General features: G+C 61.9%; 12 protein-coding genes. 7 read left to right on the forward strand and 5 right to left on the reverse strand.

Annotated elements, in window-relative coordinates; genetic code table 11:
- The first annotated feature begins 176 nt into the window (after nucleotides 1-176).
- Complete coding sequence (locus tag PSH86_RS09160; RefSeq protein WP_025212695.1) at nucleotides 177-521, forward strand: YggL family protein; 345 nt, start codon at nucleotides 177-179, stop codon at nucleotides 519-521.
- A 159-nt stretch (nucleotides 522-680) separates the two neighbouring features.
- On the opposite strand, the gene PSH86_RS09165 is transcribed toward PSH86_RS09160, so the two are convergent.
- Entirely contained in the window at nucleotides 681-1,871 is a 1,191-nt protein-coding gene (locus PSH86_RS09165) for a benzoate/H(+) symporter BenE family transporter (RefSeq protein ID WP_116831843.1), read from the reverse strand.
- A 243-nt stretch (nucleotides 1,872-2,114) separates the two neighbouring features.
- Here PSH86_RS09165 and PSH86_RS09170 point away from each other — a divergent pair, with 243 nt between their 5' ends.
- Nucleotides 2,115-2,879 (forward strand): GntR family transcriptional regulator, encoded by a 765-nt coding sequence (locus PSH86_RS09170; protein WP_003183531.1) that lies wholly within the window; start codon nucleotides 2,115-2,117, stop codon nucleotides 2,877-2,879.
- A 131-nt stretch (nucleotides 2,880-3,010) separates the two neighbouring features.
- Here the strand turns inward: PSH86_RS09170 and guaD are convergent, their stop codons facing one another.
- The 4 genes from guaD to xdhA all read right to left on the reverse strand — a co-directional run bounded on the left by guaD (nucleotide 3,011) and on the right by xdhA (nucleotide 9,147).
- Nucleotides 3,011-4,315, reverse strand: coding sequence for a guanine deaminase (guaD, locus tag PSH86_RS09175; protein ID WP_109751540.1), 1,305 nt, complete (start codon nucleotides 4,313-4,315; stop codon nucleotides 3,011-3,013).
- A 19-nt stretch (nucleotides 4,316-4,334) separates the two neighbouring features.
- Nucleotides 4,335-5,177, reverse strand: a complete 843-nt coding sequence (gene xdhC / locus PSH86_RS09180; RefSeq protein ID WP_109751541.1) for a xanthine dehydrogenase accessory protein XdhC — start codon at nucleotides 5,175-5,177, stop codon at nucleotides 4,335-4,337.
- A gap of 123 nt (nucleotides 5,178-5,300) precedes the next feature.
- The gene (gene xdhB / locus PSH86_RS09185; RefSeq protein ID WP_305489334.1) at nucleotides 5,301-7,700 is read right to left on the reverse strand and encodes a xanthine dehydrogenase molybdopterin binding subunit; all 2,400 of its coding nucleotides are present in this window, start codon (nucleotides 7,698-7,700) and stop codon (nucleotides 5,301-5,303) included.
- Entirely contained in the window at nucleotides 7,693-9,147 is a 1,455-nt protein-coding gene (gene xdhA, locus PSH86_RS09190) for a xanthine dehydrogenase small subunit (protein ID WP_163854678.1), read from the reverse strand. The genes xdhB and xdhA overlap by 8 nt, the downstream gene beginning before the upstream one ends.
- A gap of 378 nt (nucleotides 9,148-9,525) precedes the next feature.
- Between xdhA and PSH86_RS09195 the strand changes: the two genes are divergently transcribed.
- The 5 genes from PSH86_RS09195 (at nucleotide 9,526) to PSH86_RS09215 (ending at nucleotide 18,575) form a co-directional block, all read left to right on the forward strand.
- Nucleotides 9,526-10,185, forward strand: coding sequence for a GntR family transcriptional regulator (locus tag PSH86_RS09195; RefSeq protein ID WP_109751544.1), 660 nt, complete (start codon nucleotides 9,526-9,528; stop codon nucleotides 10,183-10,185).
- 1 nt (nucleotide 10,186) lies between these two features.
- Complete coding sequence (smc, locus tag PSH86_RS09200) at nucleotides 10,187-13,675, forward strand: chromosome segregation protein SMC (protein ID WP_109751545.1); 3,489 nt, start codon at nucleotides 10,187-10,189, stop codon at nucleotides 13,673-13,675.
- Nucleotides 13,676-13,933: 258 nt separating this feature from the next.
- Nucleotides 13,934-14,779, forward strand: coding sequence for a cell division protein ZipA (gene zipA / locus PSH86_RS09205; protein WP_249016147.1), 846 nt, complete (start codon nucleotides 13,934-13,936; stop codon nucleotides 14,777-14,779).
- A 136-nt stretch (nucleotides 14,780-14,915) separates the two neighbouring features.
- Nucleotides 14,916-17,273: an NAD-dependent DNA ligase LigA gene (ligA, locus tag PSH86_RS09210; protein WP_163854672.1), complete on the forward strand. Its 2,358-nt coding sequence runs from the start codon at nucleotides 14,916-14,918 to the stop codon at nucleotides 17,271-17,273.
- A gap of 141 nt (nucleotides 17,274-17,414) precedes the next feature.
- Complete coding sequence (locus PSH86_RS09215; RefSeq protein WP_305489339.1) at nucleotides 17,415-18,575, forward strand: putative zinc-binding metallopeptidase; 1,161 nt, start codon at nucleotides 17,415-17,417, stop codon at nucleotides 18,573-18,575.
- The last annotated feature ends 125 nt before the right edge of the window (nucleotides 18,576-18,700 follow it).

An 18,700-nucleotide genomic window follows, 5' to 3' on the forward strand; every position in this document is an offset into this window, starting at 1 on the left:
CCTCAACGGTCATGAAAGTGTCGGCATTATGCCCCAAGCCGCAACGGCTTGGGCCGTGCCTGAGCCCTTCGAATGCTATTTTTTACCGACGGTAGGCCGATACGCCCGATCAGTCGGGCAATCGACGCACCAAACTGGTAAAGTGCCGGCCGTTATTACTTATGAGGATTGTTCCAATGGCGACTAACCGTTCCCAGCGTCTGCGCAAAAAACTGTGCGTGGATGAATTTCAAGAGCTGGGTTTCGAACTGAACCTGGATTTCAAAGAAGATCTGGCCGATGAGGCTATTGACGCTTTCCTCGACGCTTTCCTGAAAGAAGCCATGGAAGCCAACGGCCTGGGCTATGTCGGCGGTGACGACTACGGTCTGGTTTGCCTGCAGAAGCGTGGTTCGGTCACCCAGGAGCAACGTGCTGCCGTTGAAGCCTGGCTCAAGGCACGTCCTGAGCTGACCAGCGTGGAAGTCAGCCCGCTGATGGACGTCTGGTACCCGGAAAAGCCGATCAATCCGGTCGCTTGATGTAAAAAAACCGGCAGCCCTTCCGGGCGCCGGTTTTTTTGTGCCTGTCTGTTGGGTAGATGTTGTCCTTCAGGCCGCCATCGCGAGCAGGCTCGCTCCCACAGAGGGATCTGTGTCGTTCACAACAACCCTGTGGGAGCGAGCCTGCTCGCGATGCTTTTAAGCGTTGCGCCAGTTCAGGATCAGCAAGGTCAACACCCCCGCCACAATCCCCCAGAACGCCGAGCCGATGGAAAACAGCGTCATCCCCGACGCCGTGACCATGAAGGTGATCAGCGCCGCTTCCCGTTCCTTCACTTCGCTCATGGCGATGCTCAAGCCGTTGATGATCGACCCGAACAGCGCCAAGGCCGCGATGGACAGCACCAATTCCTTGGGCAGCGCCGCGAACAACGCCGCCAGCGTTGCGCCGAACACTCCGGCGATCCCGTAGAAAACCCCGCACCAGAGCGCCGCCGTGTAGCGCTTGTTGCGATCTTCGTGGGCATGCGGCCCGGTGCAGATGGCCGCACTGATGGCCGCCAGATTGATACCATGGGAACCGAACGGCGCCAGCAGCAACGAAGCGATGCCAGTGCTGGTGATCAGCGGCGAGGCCGGCACGTTGTAGCCGTCGGCCCGCAGCACGGCGATGCCGGGCATGTTCTGCGAGGTCATCGCCACCACGAACAGCGGAATGCCGATGCTGATGGTGGCCGCCAGGGAAAAGTGTGGTGTGGTCCAGACGGGCGTCGCGACTTCCAGGACAAAGCCGCTGAAGTCCAGCAACCCCATCAGGCCCGACAACGCCGTACCGATCAACAGTGCCGCCAGTACCGCGTAGCGGGGCGACAGGCGCTTGACGAACAGGTAGGTGAAAAACATCCCCAGTACCAGGCCGGTGCGATGTTGGGTGGCGATGAAGATTTCGCTGCCGATCTTGAACAGAATCCCCGCCAGCAACGCCGCCGCCAGTGAGGCCGGAATCCGCTTGACCAGGCGCTCGAAACTGCCGGTCAGGCCGCAGACCGTCACCAATACCGCACAGGTGATGTAGGCGCCGATGGCCTCGCCGTAACTCACGCCGCCCAGGCTGGTGATGAGCAGCGCCGCGCCGGGTGTCGACCAGGCGATGGTGATCGGTGTGCGATAACGCAACGACAGGCCGATGGAGCACACCGCCATGCCGATGGAAATCGCCCAGATCCACGAGGAAATCTGCCCGCTGCTCAACCCTGCTGCCTGCCCTGCCTGGAACATCAGTACCAGGGAACTGGTGTAGCCGGTCATCATCGCGATGAACCCGGCGACGATGGCCGAGGGCGAGGTGTCGGCCAGCGGGCGAAGTGGCGTGGTCGTGACTTCGGTCATGGTGCAGAGTGGTCCTTATTGTAGATTTGCCTGGCCTGGTGGAGCCACGGATTGCGGGTTTAAGCCTAAACTCAACGAAGTCACCGATTGCAATACAGCCATGCCCGCAAACAGCCATACAGTCGTGTTGCCATCAGAGGTTGTGTACAATCGAGCTGTTTTTTACGCGATACTTGCCAGCGACCCGCTGTGCCGTATTACAGTCACGGTCAATTCGCCGCAGTTCTCCCGACTCGAGTGCCCATGAACGAACAGTTGCAGCCCCTCAAGAAACAACCGCGAGCAGGTAAAGCCGGCCGCAGCGGAACCCAGGACGATATTGTCTATGCGCATATCTTCGAGGCCATCCTCGAACAACGCCTGGCGCCCGGTACAAAGTTGAGCGAAGAGGCACTGGGGGAGATTTTCGGGGTCAGCCGCACGATCATTCGCCGGGCGCTGTCACGCCTGGCCCACGAAGGCGTGGTGCTGCTGCGGCCCAATCGCGGTGCCGTGGTGGCGAGCCCGAGTGTCGAAGAGGCGCGCCAGGTGTTCATGGCCCGTCGCCTGGTGGAAAGGGCGATCACTGAACTGGCGGTGCAGCACGCCACGGCCGAACAATTGGCTGAGTTACGGCAGATGGTCAGCGACGAACGCGACAGCTTCTCCCGTGGCGACCGCGGCGCGGGCATCCGCCTGTCGGGCGAGTTTCACCTCAAGCTCGCCGAAGCGGCGAAGAACGCGCCGTTGATCAGCTTCCAACGCAGCCTGGTGTCGCAGACTTCGTTGATCATTGCCCAATACGAAAGCGGCAACCGTTCCCACTGTTCCTACGACGAACACACCCAGTTGATCGACGCCATCGAGGCCCGCGACGCCACGCTGGCCGTGGACCTGATGATGCATCACATGGATCACATCGACAGCAAGCTCAACCTCGACGAGGAAAGCGCGTCGGATGACTTGCATGCGGTGTTCTCGCATTTGTTGCAGAGCAAGAAGCCGGGGCGGTCGACGGCCAAACTCTGATGGATTGAGCCAGTTATACCGAGTCGCCTTCTATCGCGAGCAGGCTCGCTCCCACAGTGGATTTGTGTCGTTCACATTCCCCTGTGGGGGCGAGCCTGCTCGCGATTGGCGATCTGACAGGCAACAAGAATCTAGCGCTGATGCACCAACCGGCCAGCCGCATAAGTTTGCGCCACCGTCCGGTCATCCCCCAGCGTCATCAACACAAACAACTTCTCGGCAATGTCCCGGGCCTGCTTGAGGCGATAGCCCAGCAGCGGCGTGGCGTTGTAATCCAGCACCAGAAAGTCCGCATCGGTGCCCGGCTGCAACGTGCCGATCTTGTCCTCCAGGCGCAGGGCCCGAGCGCCGCCGAGGGTGGCCAGGTACAGCGACTTGAACGGGCTCAGCCGCGCGCCCTGCAACTGCATCACCTTGTAGGCTTCGTTCAGGGTTTGCAGCAGCGAAAAACTGGTGCCGCCGCCCACGTCCGTGCCCAACCCTACGTTCACCTTGTGCTTCTCGGCCATAGGCAGATTGAACAGGCCGCTGCCGAGGAAAAAGTTCGAGGTCGGGCAGAAGGCGATGGCCGAACCGGTCTCGGCCAGGCGCGCACATTCGTCGTCGCACAAATGCACGCCATGGGCGAACACCGAGCGCTCGCCGAGCAGTTGGTAATGATCATAGACGTCAAGGTAACCCTTGCGCTCCGGAAAGAGTTCCTTGACCCACTGCACTTCCTGCAGGTTTTCACTGATGTGAGTCTGCATGTACAGGTCTGGATATTCCCCCAGCAACTGACCGGCCAGGGCCAATTGTTCCGGCGTGCTGGTAGGCGCGAAGCGCGGGGTCACGGCATAGTGCAGCCGGCCCTTGCCGTGCCAGCGCTCGATCAGCGCCTTGCTTTCGGTGTAGCTCGATTCGGCGGTGTCGACCAGATAGTCCGGGGCGTTGCGGTCCATCATCACTTTGCCGGCGATCATGCGCAGGTCGAGCTTCTGGGCCACTTCGAAAAACGAGTTCACCGATTGCGGGTGCACGCTGCCGAACACCAGTGCGGTGGTGGTGCCGTTGCGCAGCAGTTCCTTGACGAAAATATCGGCCACCGCATCGGCGTGGGCCTGGTCGGCGAACTGGCTTTCGCAGGGGAAAGTGTAGGTATTGAGCCAGTCGAGCAATTGCTCGCCATAGGCACCGACCATGCCGGTCTGTGGCAGGTGAATGTGGGTGTCGATGAAGCCGGGGGTGATCAGCGCATCCGGGTAATGCTTGATTTCGATGTCCGCCGCCAGGGTCGGCAGCAGGTCGTGGGCATGGCCGATGGCGCTGATCTGGCCGTTCTCCACCACCAGCAAACCGTCTTCGAAATATTCATAGGACGCCTCGATGCCGACTTCGGCGGGGTCGGCGAGGCTGTGGAGCAGGGCGGCGCGGTAGGCTTTGCGTGTCAGGGGCATGGGAATACTCAACGATTGTTCAACGGTTCGCCTGGCTACGGCGCGAGGCCGGCAGCAGCTTGGCAATCGGTTCGGCGCGGGCGGTGTGCTGGCCGAAATCGGCGTTATAGGTGGCGATGATTTCGCCGGCGATAGAGATGGCGATTTCCACAGGCAATTTGCCTTTGACTTCGCCGATGCCCATCGGGCAGCGCATGCGCTGCAAGGTGGTGCTGTCGAAACCCCGATCACGCAGGCGATGTTCGAACTTGACCCGCTTGGTCTTCGAGCCGATCAGGCCGAAGTAGGCAAAATCGTTGCGCTTGAGAATCGCGGCGCTCAGCTCCAGGTCGAGCTGGTGGTTGTGGGTCATGACGATGCAGTAACTGCCGGCGGGCAATTCGTCGACTTCATCCAGCGGGTCTTCAGTCACGATCTTGCGCACGCCGTGGGGCAGGTGGTCGGGAAACTCGGCTTCCCGTGAGTCGATCCAGCGCACCTTGCAGGGCAGGCTCGCCAGCAACGGCACCAAGGCACGACCGACATGGCCGGCGCCGAACACGGCGATCTGCGCCTGGACCTGACCCATGGGTTCGAACAACAACACGGTCACACCGCCGCAGCACTGGCCCAGGCTGGCGCCGAGGCTGAAGCGTTCCAGATGGGTGCTTTGCTGGCCGCTGGCGAGCATGTCCCGGGCAATCTCCATGGCCTTGTATTCCAGGTGCCCGCCACCGATGGTGTCGAACGCCTGGCTGGCGCTGATGACCATCTTCGAACCGGCGTTGCGCGGGGTGGAGCCGAGCTCTTCGATGATCGTCACCAGCACGCAGGGTTCGCCGCGATCTTGCAGGTCGGCGAGGGCGCTGATCCAGTTGTACATAGTTCACCTCAACATTTCTGTTGTCTGTTCGGGCCTCATCGCGAGCAGGCTCGCTCCCACATTGGCTGGTGTTCACAATTCTCTGTGGGAGCGAGCCTGCTCGCGATTGGCTGCGCCACGGTCTTAGAGCGAAGCCAACTCGGTTTCAGCTTCCCCAACCTTCGCCACCCGCAACCCGCGCATCTGCTCGCACCCCCACAGCACCCGCTCCGGTGTCGCCGGGGCGTCGATTTTCGGTTGGTGCTGGTAATCCCCCAGGCTCGCCACGGCGTCCTTGATCGCGCACCACGCGGCGATGCCAAGCATGAACGGCGGTTCGCCCACGGCCTTGGAATGGAACACCGTGTCTTCGGGGTTCTTGCGGTTTTCCACCAGCTTGACCCGCAGATCCAGTGGCATGTCGGCCACGGCGGGAATCTTGTAGCTGGCCGGACCGTTGGTCATCAGCTTGCCCTTGTCGTTCCACACCAGCTCTTCCATGGTCAGCCAGCCCATGCCCTGGATGAAGCCGCCCTCGACCTGGCCGATGTCGATGGCCGGGTTCAGCGAGGCGCCGACGTCGTGGAGGATGTCGGTGCGCAGCATCTTGTACTCGCCGGTGAGGGTGTCGACGATCACTTCGGCACAGGCCGCGCCAAAGGCGTAGTAATAGAACGGCCGGCCACGGGCCTGGCTGCGGTCGTAGTAGATTTTCGGGGTCTTGTAGAAACCGGTGCTCGACAACGAGACCTGGGCGAAATACGCCTGCTGCACCAGCGCCTCGAACGTCAGGATGTGATCGCGCACCCGCACATGGCCGTTGTGGAATTCCACGTCTTCTTCGCTGACCTTGTATTGCCGCGCGGCGAACTCCACCAGGCGCCGCTTGATGGTTTCGGCGGCATTCTGCGCGGCCTTGCCGTTCAGGTCGGCGCCACTGGATGCGGCGGTGGGCGAGGTGTTTGGCACCTTGTCGGTGTTGGTCGCGGTGATCTGCACTCGGTCCATTTCCACCTGGAATACCTCGGCCACCACTTGCGCGACCTTGGTGTTCAGGCCCTGGCCCATTTCCGTGCCGCCATGGTTCAGGTGGATGCTGCCGTCGGTGTAGACGTGGATCAAGGCACCTGCCTGGTTGAGGAAACTGGCGGTGAACGAAATACCGAATTTCACCGGGGTCAGCGCCAAGCCTTTTTTCAGCACAGGGCTGTTGGCGTTGTAGCGACGGATCGCTTCGCGGCGTTCGGCGTACTGGCTGCTTGCTTCAAGCTCGGCGGTCATTTCCTCGAGCATGTTGTGCTCGACGGTCTGGAAGTAGTGAGTGACGTTGCGCTCGGTCTTGCCGTAGTAATTGGCCTTGCGCACCGCCAGCGGATCGAGACCCAGGTGCCGGGCGATGGCGTCCATCACCTCTTCGATGGCAACCATGCCTTGCGGCCCGCCGAAACCCCGGTAGGCGGTGTTCGACGCGGTATTGGTCTTGCAACGGTGGCCGTTGATGGTCGCATCGCCCAGGTAATAGGCGTTGTCGGCATGGAACATCGCCCGGTCGACAATCGACGCCGACAGGTCCGGCGAGCAACCGCAGTTGCCGGCCAGTTCCAGGGCGATGCCATGCAGGCGCCCGGTGCGGTCGAAGCCCACGTCGTATTCGATGTAGAACGGGTGGCGCTTGCCGGTCATCAGCATGTCTTCCACACGCGGCAGGCGCATCTTGGTCGGCTGGCCGGTGAGGTGGGCGATGACCGCGCACAGGCACGCCGGGCTGGCGGCCTGGGTTTCCTTGCCGCCAAAGCCGCCGCCCATGCGGCGCATGTCCACCACGACTTTGTTCATCGACACGCCCAGTACCTCGGCCACCAGCTTCTGCACCTCGGTGGGGTTCTGGGTCGAGCAGTAGACGAGCATGCCGCCGTCTTCGGTGGGCATCACCGAGGAAATCTGGGTTTCCAGGTAAAAGTGTTCCTGGCCGCCGATGTGCAGCGAGCCTTGGATACGGTGCTCGGCGCTTGCCAGGGCCGTGGCCGAATCACCCCGTTGGTGGGTGTGGCTGTCGAGCACGAAGTGTCGTTTGCGCAAGGCTTCGACCACATCCAGCACCGGTTCCAGGTCTTCGTACTCGACGATGGCCGCCATGGCGGCCTTGCGCGCGGTTTCCAGATCCTTGGCGGCGACGGCCAGCACCGGTTGGCCGACGAACTGCACGTCATCGATGGCCAGCAGCGGATCGCCGGGCAGCAACGGGCCGATGTCCTTCAGGCCCGGAATGTCTGCGTGGGTGATGGCGATGCGCACGCCTTCGAAGGCGTAGCAGGGCGCAGTGTCGATGCGCAGGATCCGGGCGTGAGCGCGGTCCGACAGCCGGGCATAGACGTGCAACTGGTTGGGGAATTCCAGGCGGTCATCGATGTACTGCGCCTCGCCGGACACATGCTTGGCGGCGCTGTCATGCTTGACGCTGCGGCCCACGCCGGTGCTCAGGTCGCGGGCGAACAGCTCGGCCAGTTCGGCTTGGGTCTTTTCTACGGCGTGATGGTTAGACATAAGCGGTCACCCGAGTCTCGATGTGCGGCGTTTGCAGTTCGATGAAGTACTTGCGCAACAGATTGCGGGCGCTGAGCAGGCGGTATTCCTTGCTGGCGCGGAAATCCGACAGTGGTGTGAAATCCTCGGCCAGGGCCGCGCAGGCGCGCTCGACCGTGCTGTCGTTCCACTGGGCGCCGATCAAGGCGGCTTCACAATGCGTGGCGCGCTTGGGTGTCGCGGCCATCCCGCCGAAGGCCACGCGGGCGTCGCGGACCACGCCGTTGTCGATGCGCAGGTTGAACGCCGCGCACACGGCGGAAATGTCATCATCCAGGCGCTTGGATACCTTGTAGGCGCGGAACGCCTGTTCGGCACTGGCCCGGGGCACGATGATCTTTTCGATGAATTCGCTTTCCTGGCGGGCGGTGACCCGGTAATCGATGAAATAGTCTTCCAGGGCCAGGGTGCGACGGGTCTGGCCTTTGCACAACACGATCTGCGCGCCGAGGGCGATCAGCAGGGGCGGCGAGTCGCCAATCGGCGAGGCGTTGCCGATGTTGCCGCCCAGGGTGCCCTGGTTGCGGATTTGCAGCGAGGCGAAGCGCTGCAGCAGTTCGCCGAAGTCCGGGTATTCGGCTTTCAAGGCCTCGTAGCAATCGGAAAGCGGAGTGGCGGCGCCGATCTCCAGGCGATCGTCGAAACGCTCGATGCGCTTGAGTTCAGCGACGTTGCCTACGTAGATCATCACCGGCAGGGTCCGGTGGAACTGCGTGACTTCCAGGGCCAGGTCGGTACCACCGGCCAACAGCCGTGCCTGGGGGTAAGCGTCGTAGAGATCGGCCAGGTCGGCCACGGTCAGCGGCACCAGGCAGCGCTTGTCGCCGCTATTGAGCTCGCCGGTCTCGGTCGGGGCGATGGCTTTGAGACGGGCGATGGTCTCGGTCTCGCGGGCGTCGAACTGGTCCGCTGGCTTGCCGCAGCAGGCCTGCTCGGCGGCGGCCAGGATCGGCCGGTAGCCGGTGCAACGGCACAGGTTGCCGGCCAAGGCTTCGTGGGCCTGGTGGGCGTCGGCGTGCTCGCTGTTCTTTTGCAGGGCGAACAGCGACATGACGAAACCCGGGGTGCAGAAACCGCATTGCGAGCCGTGGCAATCGACCATCGCCTGCTGGACGCTGTGCAATTGGCCCTGGTGCTTGAGGTCTTCGACGCTGATCAGTTGCTTGCCGTGCAAGGACGAGACGAAAGTCAGGCACGAATTGAGGCTGCGATAGCGAATGCGCGCCTGGCCTTTTTCGTCCGTGTGCAATTCGCCCACCACCACAGTGCACGCGCCACAGTCGCCGCTGGCGCAGCCTTCCTTGGTGCCTGGTTTACCAACGTGTTCGCGCAAATAGTTGAGCACGGTCAGGTTCGGGTCCAGGGCGTGCTCGCTACGGAGTTCCTGGTTGAGTAAAAACTGGATCACGGAAGGCCTCGCAGACTCATTATTGTTGTACCGACTGGGCCTGAATTTATCAGGTCTGACTTTTCGGTCAACGATTTTCTGACTTAAAGGTCAGGAAAGTTCATTTGGTCGATGAACAGCGCTCTATGGATACTGTAGAACCTGTGGGAGCCGAGCTTGCTCGTGATGACGGCGGTACATTCAGTATGGATGCAAGCTGACAGACCGCTATCGCGAGCAAGCTCGCTCCCACAGGTTCTTCCACAGGTTCTGTTTTAGGATGAGGCTCAAACTTTTTGCTTGAATCGTGCCAAAAACCCGGTGCAGGCCCTGCGCCATGACGTGTCGAGTGCGCTACACTGCGCCGCTTGTGCAGATCGAAGAGTTTGAAGGACAACCATGACGTTCAAGGCCCCGGACAGCCTCGCCGAGCAAATCGCCCATCACCTCGCCGAACGCATCATTCGCGGCGAAATGAAACCGGGAGAGCGCATCCAGGAGCAGAAGGTCACGCTGGCGCTCAACGTCAGCCGCGGCTCGGTCCGCGAGGCCTTGCTGATCCTGGAGCGACGCCATTTGATCGCGATCCTGCCGCGCCGTGGCGCCCACGTCACCGAGCTCACCGAACACAAGGTGCGCAGCCTCTGCGCGTTGATGAGCGAGCTGTACATCCTGCTGGGCAACGCCGTGGCCCATGGCTGGAAAGAACAAGCCGACATGGCGCCGTTCGTGGCGATCCAGCAGCGTCTCAACGAGGCCTACGCGCGTCAGGACATCCGCACCTTCGTCGATGAAAGCTTCAGCGTGATGCGCGCCGCCTATCCCTTTGCCAACAACCCGTACCTGCAGGAAACCGTCGAGAACCTGCAGCCGGCCATGAGCCGTGCCTATTTCCTGGCTCTGGAGCAGCGCAAGGCGGAAATGAGCGAGTTCCTCGACCTGTTCCAGCGCCTGCTTGCCGCCGTGCTGGCCCGTGATTTGCCGCAGATCCGCATCGTGCTCACGGCCTACGCCCAGCGCAGCTGCGATCTGGTGGTTTCTGCCCTGACGGCGGCCTGACGTGCGGCTCAAGTGCATCAAGCTGGCGGGGTTCAAATCCTTCGTCGACCCGACCACGGTGAACTTCCCCAGTAACATGGCGGCGGTGGTCGGGCCCAATGGGTGCGGCAAGTCGAACATCATCGACGCCGTGCGTTGGGTGATGGGCGAGAGCTCGGCCAAGAACCTGCGCGGCGAGTCGATGACCGACGTCATCTTCAACGGCTCCACCAGCCGCAAGCCGGTGAGCCAGGCCAGCATCGAGCTGGTGTTCGACAACTCCGACAGCACCCTGGTGGGCGAGTACGCGGCCTATGCGGAAATCTCCATTCGTCGCAAAGTGACCCGCGACAGCCAGAACAGTTATTTCCTCAACGGTGCCAAGTGCCGACGTCGCGACATCACCGATATTTTCCTCGGCACCGGCCTGGGCCCGCGCAGCTACTCGATCATCGAACAGGGCATGATCTCCAAGCTGATCGAGGCCAAGCCCGAGGACCTGCGCAACTTCATCGAAGAAGCCGCCGGCATCTCCAAATACAAGGAGCGCCGCCGCGAGACTGAAAACCGTATTCGTCGCACCCACGAAAACCTCGCGCGTCTGACCGACCTGCGCGAAGAGCTCGAGCGCCAGTTGGAGCGTCTGCACCGTCAGGCCGAGGCGGCCAAGAAGTATCAGGAGTACAAGGGCGAGGAGCGCCAGCTCAAGGCGCAGCTCTCGGCCCTGCGTTGGCAGGCGTTGAATGAGCAGGTCGGCCAGCGCGAGGCGATCATCGGCAACCAGGAGGTCAGCTTCGAAGCGCTGGTGGCTGAGCAGCGTAACGCCGATGCCGCCATCGAGCGCCTGCGTGACGGGCACCATGACCTGTCCGAACGCTTCAATCTGGTGCAGGGGCGCTTCTATTCCGTGGGCGGCGACATCGCCCGGGTCGAGCAGAGCATCCAGCATGGCCAGCAACGGCTGCGGCAGTTGCAGGATGATTTGAAGGAAGCCGAGCGGGCGCGTCTGGAGACCGAATCGCACCTGGGCCACGACCGTACGCTGCTGCTGACCCTTGGCGAGGAACTGGACCGGCTCACACCGGAACAGGAAATCACCAGTGCCGCCGCTGAAGAGGCTGCCGCGGCCCTGGAAGAAGCTGAGCTGAGCATGCACGGCTGGCAAGAACAATGGGACAGCTTCAACCTGACCTCGGCCGAGCCGCGTCGTCAGGCTGAAGTCCAGCAGTCGCGTATCCAGCAGTTGGAGACCAGCATGGAGCGCCTGGCCGAACGTCAGCGTCGCCTGGCCGAAGAACGCGCCTTGCTCGCGGCGGACCCGGAAGACGCCGCGATTCTGGATCTGAGCGAGCAACTGGCGACCAGCGAAGCCACCCTCGAAGACTTGCAGGCCAGTGAAGATGCCCAGGTCGAACGGCTTGAGCAGCTTCGCCAAGCCTTGCAACTGGCCTTGCAGAACCAACAACAGGCCCAGGGCGAATTGCAGCGGCTCAACGGGCGCCTGGCTTCGCTGGAGGCCTTGCAACAAGCCGCGTTGGACCCGGGCACCGGCACCGCCGAATGGCTGCGCGACCAGCACCTGGCCGAACGTCCGCGACTGGCCGAAGGTTTGAAGGTCGATGCCGGTTGGGAACTGGCGGTGGAAACCGTGCTGGGCGCCGACTTGCAAGCGGTGCTGGTGGATGACTTTGGCGGCTTCGACCTGTCAGGTTTCACCCAGGGCGATCTGCGTCTGCTCAGCCCGGCTGGCGACGGGGTACGAATCCCCGGCAGTCTGCTGGACAAGGTCGAGGCCCAGGTCGATCTGTCACCGTGGCTGGGGCAGGTCAAGCCGGTGGACAGTCTTGAACAGGCCTTGGCCTTGCGCGGGCAACTGGCCGTTGGTGAAAGCCTGATCAGCCGCGACGGGTACTGGGTTGGCCGGCATTTCCTGCGGGTGCGCCGGGCCAGCGAAGCCGAGAGCGGCATGCTCGCCCGCGGCCAGGAAATCCAACACCTGAGTGCCGAGCGCGAAGAGCGCGAGGCCAGCGTCGAAGCCCTGGAAACCGAATTGCAGAACCTGCGGGCGCAACAGCGTCAACAGGAGAACGGCCGCGAACACTTGCGGCGGCTGTTGCAGGACGAAGCGCGCCAGCAAGGCGAGCTCAAGGCGCAGTTGTCGGCTGGCAAGGCCAAGGTCGAACAGCTGGCGCTGCGCCGCACCCGTCTCGAAGAAGAAATTGCCGAGTTGGGCGAGCAGCGGGCGCTGGAACACGAACAGATCGGCGAGGCGCGCCTGCAATTGCAGGAAGCCCTCGATGCCATGGCCCTGGACACCGAACAGCGTGAACTGCTGCTGGCCCAGCGCGACAGCCTGCGCGAACGCCTTGACCGGGTACGTCAGGAAGCACGCCAGCACAAGGATCATGCCCATCAGTTGGCGGTGCGGCTGGGCTCGCTCAAGGCCCAGCACGATTCCACGCGTCAGGCTTTGGAGCGGCTGGAAATGCAGTCCGAGCGTCTTACTGAAAAGCGCGAGCAGTTGAGCCTCAATCTGGAAGAGGGCGAAGCGCCGCTGGAAGAGCTGCGTCTCAAGCTCGAAGAGTTGCTCGACAAACGCATGAGCGTCGACGAGGAGCTCAAGACGGCGCAGATCGCTCTGGAGGACGCCGACCGCGAACTGCGCGACGCCGAGAAGCGCCGCAGCCAGGCCGAGCAGCAATCGCAACTGATCCGCGGCCAGATGGAGCAGCAGCGCATGGAATGGCAGGCGCTGACGGTGCGGCGCAAAGCCTTGCAGGACCAATTGCTGGAAGACGGCTACGACCTTGATGGCGTACTCGCCACCCTGGTGGCCGGGGCGAACGAAAAGGAAGCCGAGGAGGAACTGGAGCGCATTGCCCAGCGCATCCAGCGCCTGGGGGCGATCAACCTGGCGGCCATCGACGAATACCAGCAACAGTCCGAGCGCAAGCGCTACCTGGATGCCCAGAACGACGATCTGGTCGAGGCGCTGGAGACCCTGGAAAACGTCATTCGCAAGATCGACAAGGAAACCCGCAACCGCTTCAAGGATACCTTTGATCAGATCAACGGCGGTTTGCAGGCACTTTTCCCAAAAGTTTTCGGTGGAGGCAGCGCCTACTTGGAACTGACGGGCGAAGATTTACTCGATACAGGGGTGACCATCATGGCGCGTCCTCCTGGCAAGAAGAACAGCACCATCCATTTGCTCTCCGGTGGCGAGAAGGCGCTGACCGCATTGGCCCTGGTATTTGCCATCTTCAAATTGAACCCGGCGCCGTTCTGCATGCTCGACGAAGTCGATGCACCGTTGGATGACGCTAACGTAGGCCGTTACGCACGGCTGGTGAAGGAGATGTCCGAAACGGTGCAATTCATCTACATCACCCACAACAAGATCGCCATGGAAATGGCCGATCAGTTGATGGGCGTGACGATGCATGAGCCAGGCTGTTCGCGGCTGGTGGCGGTGGATGTGGAGGAGGCCATGGCAATGGTGGATGCCTGAAGCGCGGGCTGTAGGGCATTTACCGGGAACGATGTAGGTATTTTTTACCCTTGCGCCTGTTGTTCAATTCACAGTTTGGGCACGAGCCTGTGCGACAGACGGTGTAAAGTTATCTTTGGTCGTGCTAGTTTAATGTCAATTTTTCGTGTGCGTGGGCAAAACGCCATTCAGAACATAGAGTTGGCGCCACGTTTTAAAGCGGTTTGCAAATAGCTAAACCCCTTATTTTTCAGCATTTTTATAGAGGCACGGGATTACATGGAAATCGGTCTGCGCGAGTGGCTGATCGTCATCGGCATCATTGTCATTGCCGGTATTCTTTTCGACGGCTGGCGTCGCATGCGCGGCGGCAAGGGGAAACTGAAGTTTCGCCTGGATCGCAGCCTGTCGAACCTGCCCGATGAGGATGACAACGCCGAGCTGCTGGGCCCGCCCCGGGTGCTGGACACCCACAAGGAGCCACAGCTGGACGAGCACGACCTGCCGTCGATGAGCGCGCCTGCACGTGAGCCGCGGGAGTCGGGTTCCAAGCGCGGCAAGCGCAACAGCGAGCCGTCCCAGGGGGATTTGAACCTGAATCTCGACCTGGATGGTGGCCCGAGCTTCAGCAGTCGCGACAGCGATTTCCCGGACGAGAACAAGGCATCGAGCGCCGACAAAGACCAAGCCCAGGCTGAGGAAGTGCTGGTGATCAGCGTGATCTGCCGCGACCCGGCTGGCTTCAAGGGGCCGGCGTTGTTGCAGAACATCCTGGAAAGTGGCTTGCGTTTCGGCGAGATGGACATTTTCCATCGTCACGAGAGCATGGCCGGCAATGGCGAGGTGTTGTTCTCCATGGCCAACGCGGTCAAGCCAGGCGTGTTCGACCTGGACGACATCGACCATTTCAGTACCCCAGCCGTCAGCTTCTTCCTCGGCCTGCCAGGCCCACGTCATCCCAAGCAAGCCTTCGACGTGATGGTGGCCGCGGCGCGCAAGCTGTCCCAGGAGCTCAACGGCGAGTTGAAGGACGACCAGCGCAGCGTGCTGACCGCCCAGACCATCGAACACTACCGCCAGCGTATCGTCGAATTCGAGCGCCGGGCGCTGACCCAGAAGCGCTAAGCAATGTCCCAGGCTCTCCCTGATCAGAGAGCATCTGTGGCGAGGGAGCTTGCTCCCACAGGGGTGCGAAGCATCCCCTATGTTTTGAGAAAATTGAGCAGCCTCGGCTGCTCTTTTGCTTTATGAGAGAACACCCATGAATGCCGTTGAAACCCGCATCCAACAGCTGCGCACCGAGCTGGACCAGCACAACTATCGCTATCACGTCCTCGATGAGCCGAGCATCCCGGACGCCGAGTACGACCGCTTGTTCCACGAGCTCAAGGCTTTGGAGGAGCAGCATCCGGAGCTGGTGACCAGCGATTCCCCGACGCAGCGGGTCGGCAGCGTGGCGCTGTCGGCCTTCAGTCAGGTCCGTCACGAGATCCCGATGCTCAGCCTGGGCAACGCCTTCGACGAAACCACCATGCGCGAGTTCGACCGCCGGGTGACCGAAGGTCTCGACCTGCCCATGGGCGACTTGCTGGGCGGCGGCGCGGCGGTGGAATACAGCTGCGAGCCGAAGCTCGATGGCCTGGCGGTCAGCTTGCTGTATCAGGACGGCATGCTGGTGCGCGGCGCTACACGCGGTGACGGCACCACGGGCGAGGACATCAGCGTCAACGTGCGCACCGTGCGCAACATTCCCCTCAAGTTGCAGGGCACTGGCTGGCCACCGCTGCTGGAAGTGCGCGGCGAGGTGTACATGTCCAAGGCCGGCTTCGAGCGCCTCAACGCCACGCAGTTGGAGGCGGGCGGCAAGACGTTTGCCAACCCGCGCAACGCGGCGGCCGGCAGTCTGCGTCAGCTGGATTCGAGGATCACCGCCAACCGCCCGCTGGAATTCTGCTGCTACGGCATCGGCCAGGTGACCGCGGACATTGCTGATACCCACATCGGCAATCTCAAGCAGCTCAAGGCCTGGGGCCTGCCGATCAGCCGCGAACTGAAACTCGCCCATGGCATCGACGAATGCCTGGATTACTACCGCGACATTGGCGAACGGCGCAACGCGTTGCCTTATGAAATCGATGGCGTGGTGTTCAAGGTCAACAGCATCGCCTCTCAGCGCGAACTGGGTTTTCGCGCCCGGGAGCCGCGCTGGGCCATCGCCCATAAATTCCCGGCCTCTGAAGAGCTCACCGAGCTGTTGGACGTCGAGTTCCAGGTCGGTCGCACTGGCGCCGTGACACCCGTGGCGCGGCTCAAGCCGGTCAAGGTGGCAGGCGTGACTGTGGCCAATGCCACCCTGCACAACATGGACGAAGTGGCGCGCCTGGGCCTGATGATCGGCGACACCGTGATCATCCGTCGTGCCGGGGACGTGATCCCGCAAGTGGTGCAAGTGGTCACCGAACGTCGCCCGGAAAACGCCCGTCCCGTTGAAATTCCCCAGCAATGTCCAGTCTGCGGCTCCCATGTCGAGCGCACGCAACTGATCAAGCGCAGCAAGGGTCGTGAAACCATCAGCGAAGGCGCGGTGTACCGTTGCGTCGGTCGCCTGGCCTGCGGCGCGCAGCTCAAGCAGGCGATCATTCACTTCGTGTCGCGCCGGGCCATGGACATCGAGGGCCTGGGTGAAAAGAGCGTGGAGCAGTTGGTGGACGAGGGGCTGGTGGGTTCGCCTGCCGATCTGTATGCCCTGACTTTCGAGCAGGTGGTCGACCTGGAAGGCTTCGCCGAACTGTCGAGCAAAAACCTGCTGGCGGCCATCGTCGACAGCAAGAAGCCAAGCCTGGCGCGGTTCATCTACGCCCTCGGCATCCCCGACGTGGGCGAGGAGACCGCCAAGGTCCTGGCCCGCTCCCTCGGTTCGCTGGAGCGCGTGCAGGCGGCCTTGCCTCAGGTGCTCACCTACTTGCCCGACGTCGGCCTGGAAGTGGCCCACGAGATCCACAGCTTCTTCGAAGACCCGCACAATCGCGAGGTGATCAAGGATCTGCTACGCCATGGTCTCGATATCCAGGATCAGGGCGAGTTGGGCGCCGAATTCTCCGCCAGCACCACCCTGGGCGGCTTTCTCGACAAACTGCACATTCCCTCGGTCGGGCCGGGCGGGGCACAGAAACTGGCGGACAAGTTCGGTTCACTCGAAGCCGTGATGAACGCCGACTGGCTGGACATGCGCCAGGCCCTGCCGGAAAAACAGGCCAACGCCGTACGCGAGTTCTTCGCTGTCGCCGCCAATCGCCAGCAGGCCCAAGCTGCGGAACAACAGCTGCGGGACTTCGGCATGCATTGGCAGAGCGAGAAGAAAGTCGTCGAAGGCTTGCCCGAGGCGGGGCACACCTGGGTGTTGACCGGGTCGTTGGAGCTGATGAGCCGCGATGTTGCCAAGGACAAGCTGGAAAGCCTGGGGGCCAAGGTCGCCGGTTCCGTATCGGCGAAAACCCATTGCGTGGTAGCCGGGCCGGGGGCGGGGTCGAAGCTGACCAAGGCCAATGAGCTGGGGCTCAAGGTGCTCGACGAAGAGGCGTTTGTCGCTTTCTTGAGTAAGCATGGCATCACGGTTTAACCGTGAGCGCTCCTTCGGGCAATACTCTGGTTTTTGTGGCGAGGGAGCTTGCTCCCGCTCGGCGGCACCGGTCAGGCAATGCATGGGAACGATCGTGGGCAGAGGATGATCTAGTCTTGCAGGCTCCAGGGAGAGATCGCCATGTACCGCTTCTTCGAACAACTGACCTCACGCATTGCCGCGCCTTTCATGGGCGATCGTTCGCGCAATAGCAAAATCTGGTCGTGTCGCTGCGGCCAGTCGCTGTTTTTTCGCAACAGCCAATGCCTGGCTTGCCTGGCGGCGCTGGGCTATCAGCCTGAACAAAGCCGCCTGTCGTCCTTGCAACCGGGCGAGCAACCCGACACCTGGACGCTGGACGCCGACCCGCAAGCCGGACTGTTCCGCCGCTGCGCCAACCTTGACACCCCGGCGGCGTGCAACTGGCTGTTGCCAGCCAACGGAAATGATGTTTTGTGCATTGCCTGCAGCCTGAATCGCACCATCCCCGATTTGTCGATCCCGGAAAACCCCGAGCGCTGGCGCAAGGTCGAAACCGCCAAGCGCCGGTTGGTGGCGCAACTGATCACCCTCGGCTTGCCGGTGATCCCGAAAACCGTCGATGAACATATCGGCCTGGCTTTCGATTTCATTGGCGTCGATCCCGATGGCACGCCTCCGACCACAGGTCACGCCAGCGGCCTGGTCACCCTCGATATCAAAGAAGCCGACGATGCCCATCGCGAATACGTGCGCCAGCAGATGCGCGAACCGTATCGCACCTTGCTCGGACATTTCCGGCATGAGGTGGGGCACTACTACTGGGATCGGCTGATCGCCAACACTCACTGGCTCGAGGCGTTTCGTGAGCTGTTCGGCGATGAGCGCGCCAGTTATTCCGCAGCCTTGGAGCGGCATTATCAGCAGGGAGCGCCGCTGGACTGGCAAACCCATTACGTCAGCGCCTACGCCACCATGCATCCCTGGGAAGACTGGGCGGAAACCTGGGCTCACTATCTGCACATGATGGATGCGGTGGACACGGCGCTGGGTTTTGGCATGAGTGCTCGGGAAATGGATATCGACTACCAGCCTTTTCCGCCCGAGACCTTGTACGACCCCGAGCACACTGGGGGGACGGCCTTCCTGTCATTCGTCAACGCCTGGATCGAGCTGGCTGGCATGCTCAACGAACTGTCCCGCAGCATGGGCCAGCCGGATTTCTATCCGTTCGTCGTACCCGCCGCCGTCATCACCAAGCTGCATTTCATCCATCTGGTTATTCAGGAGGAGGGTGGTCGGGCGGATGAGGTGCTTATGTAACTTTGTTTTCGCACTAAGTTTGCCTGCCTCGTTGGGAGGCTAGGCAGCGTTAAAGTAATGCTATTTGTTTTGATGGTGGTTTTATATTCAAGTTTTCCTTTACCCTAAGGCCGCCATGGATGATG

Source organism: Pseudomonas sp. FP2300, from assembly GCF_030687595.1.
Lineage (GTDB): Bacteria > Pseudomonadota > Gammaproteobacteria > Pseudomonadales > Pseudomonadaceae > Aquipseudomonas > Aquipseudomonas bijieensis.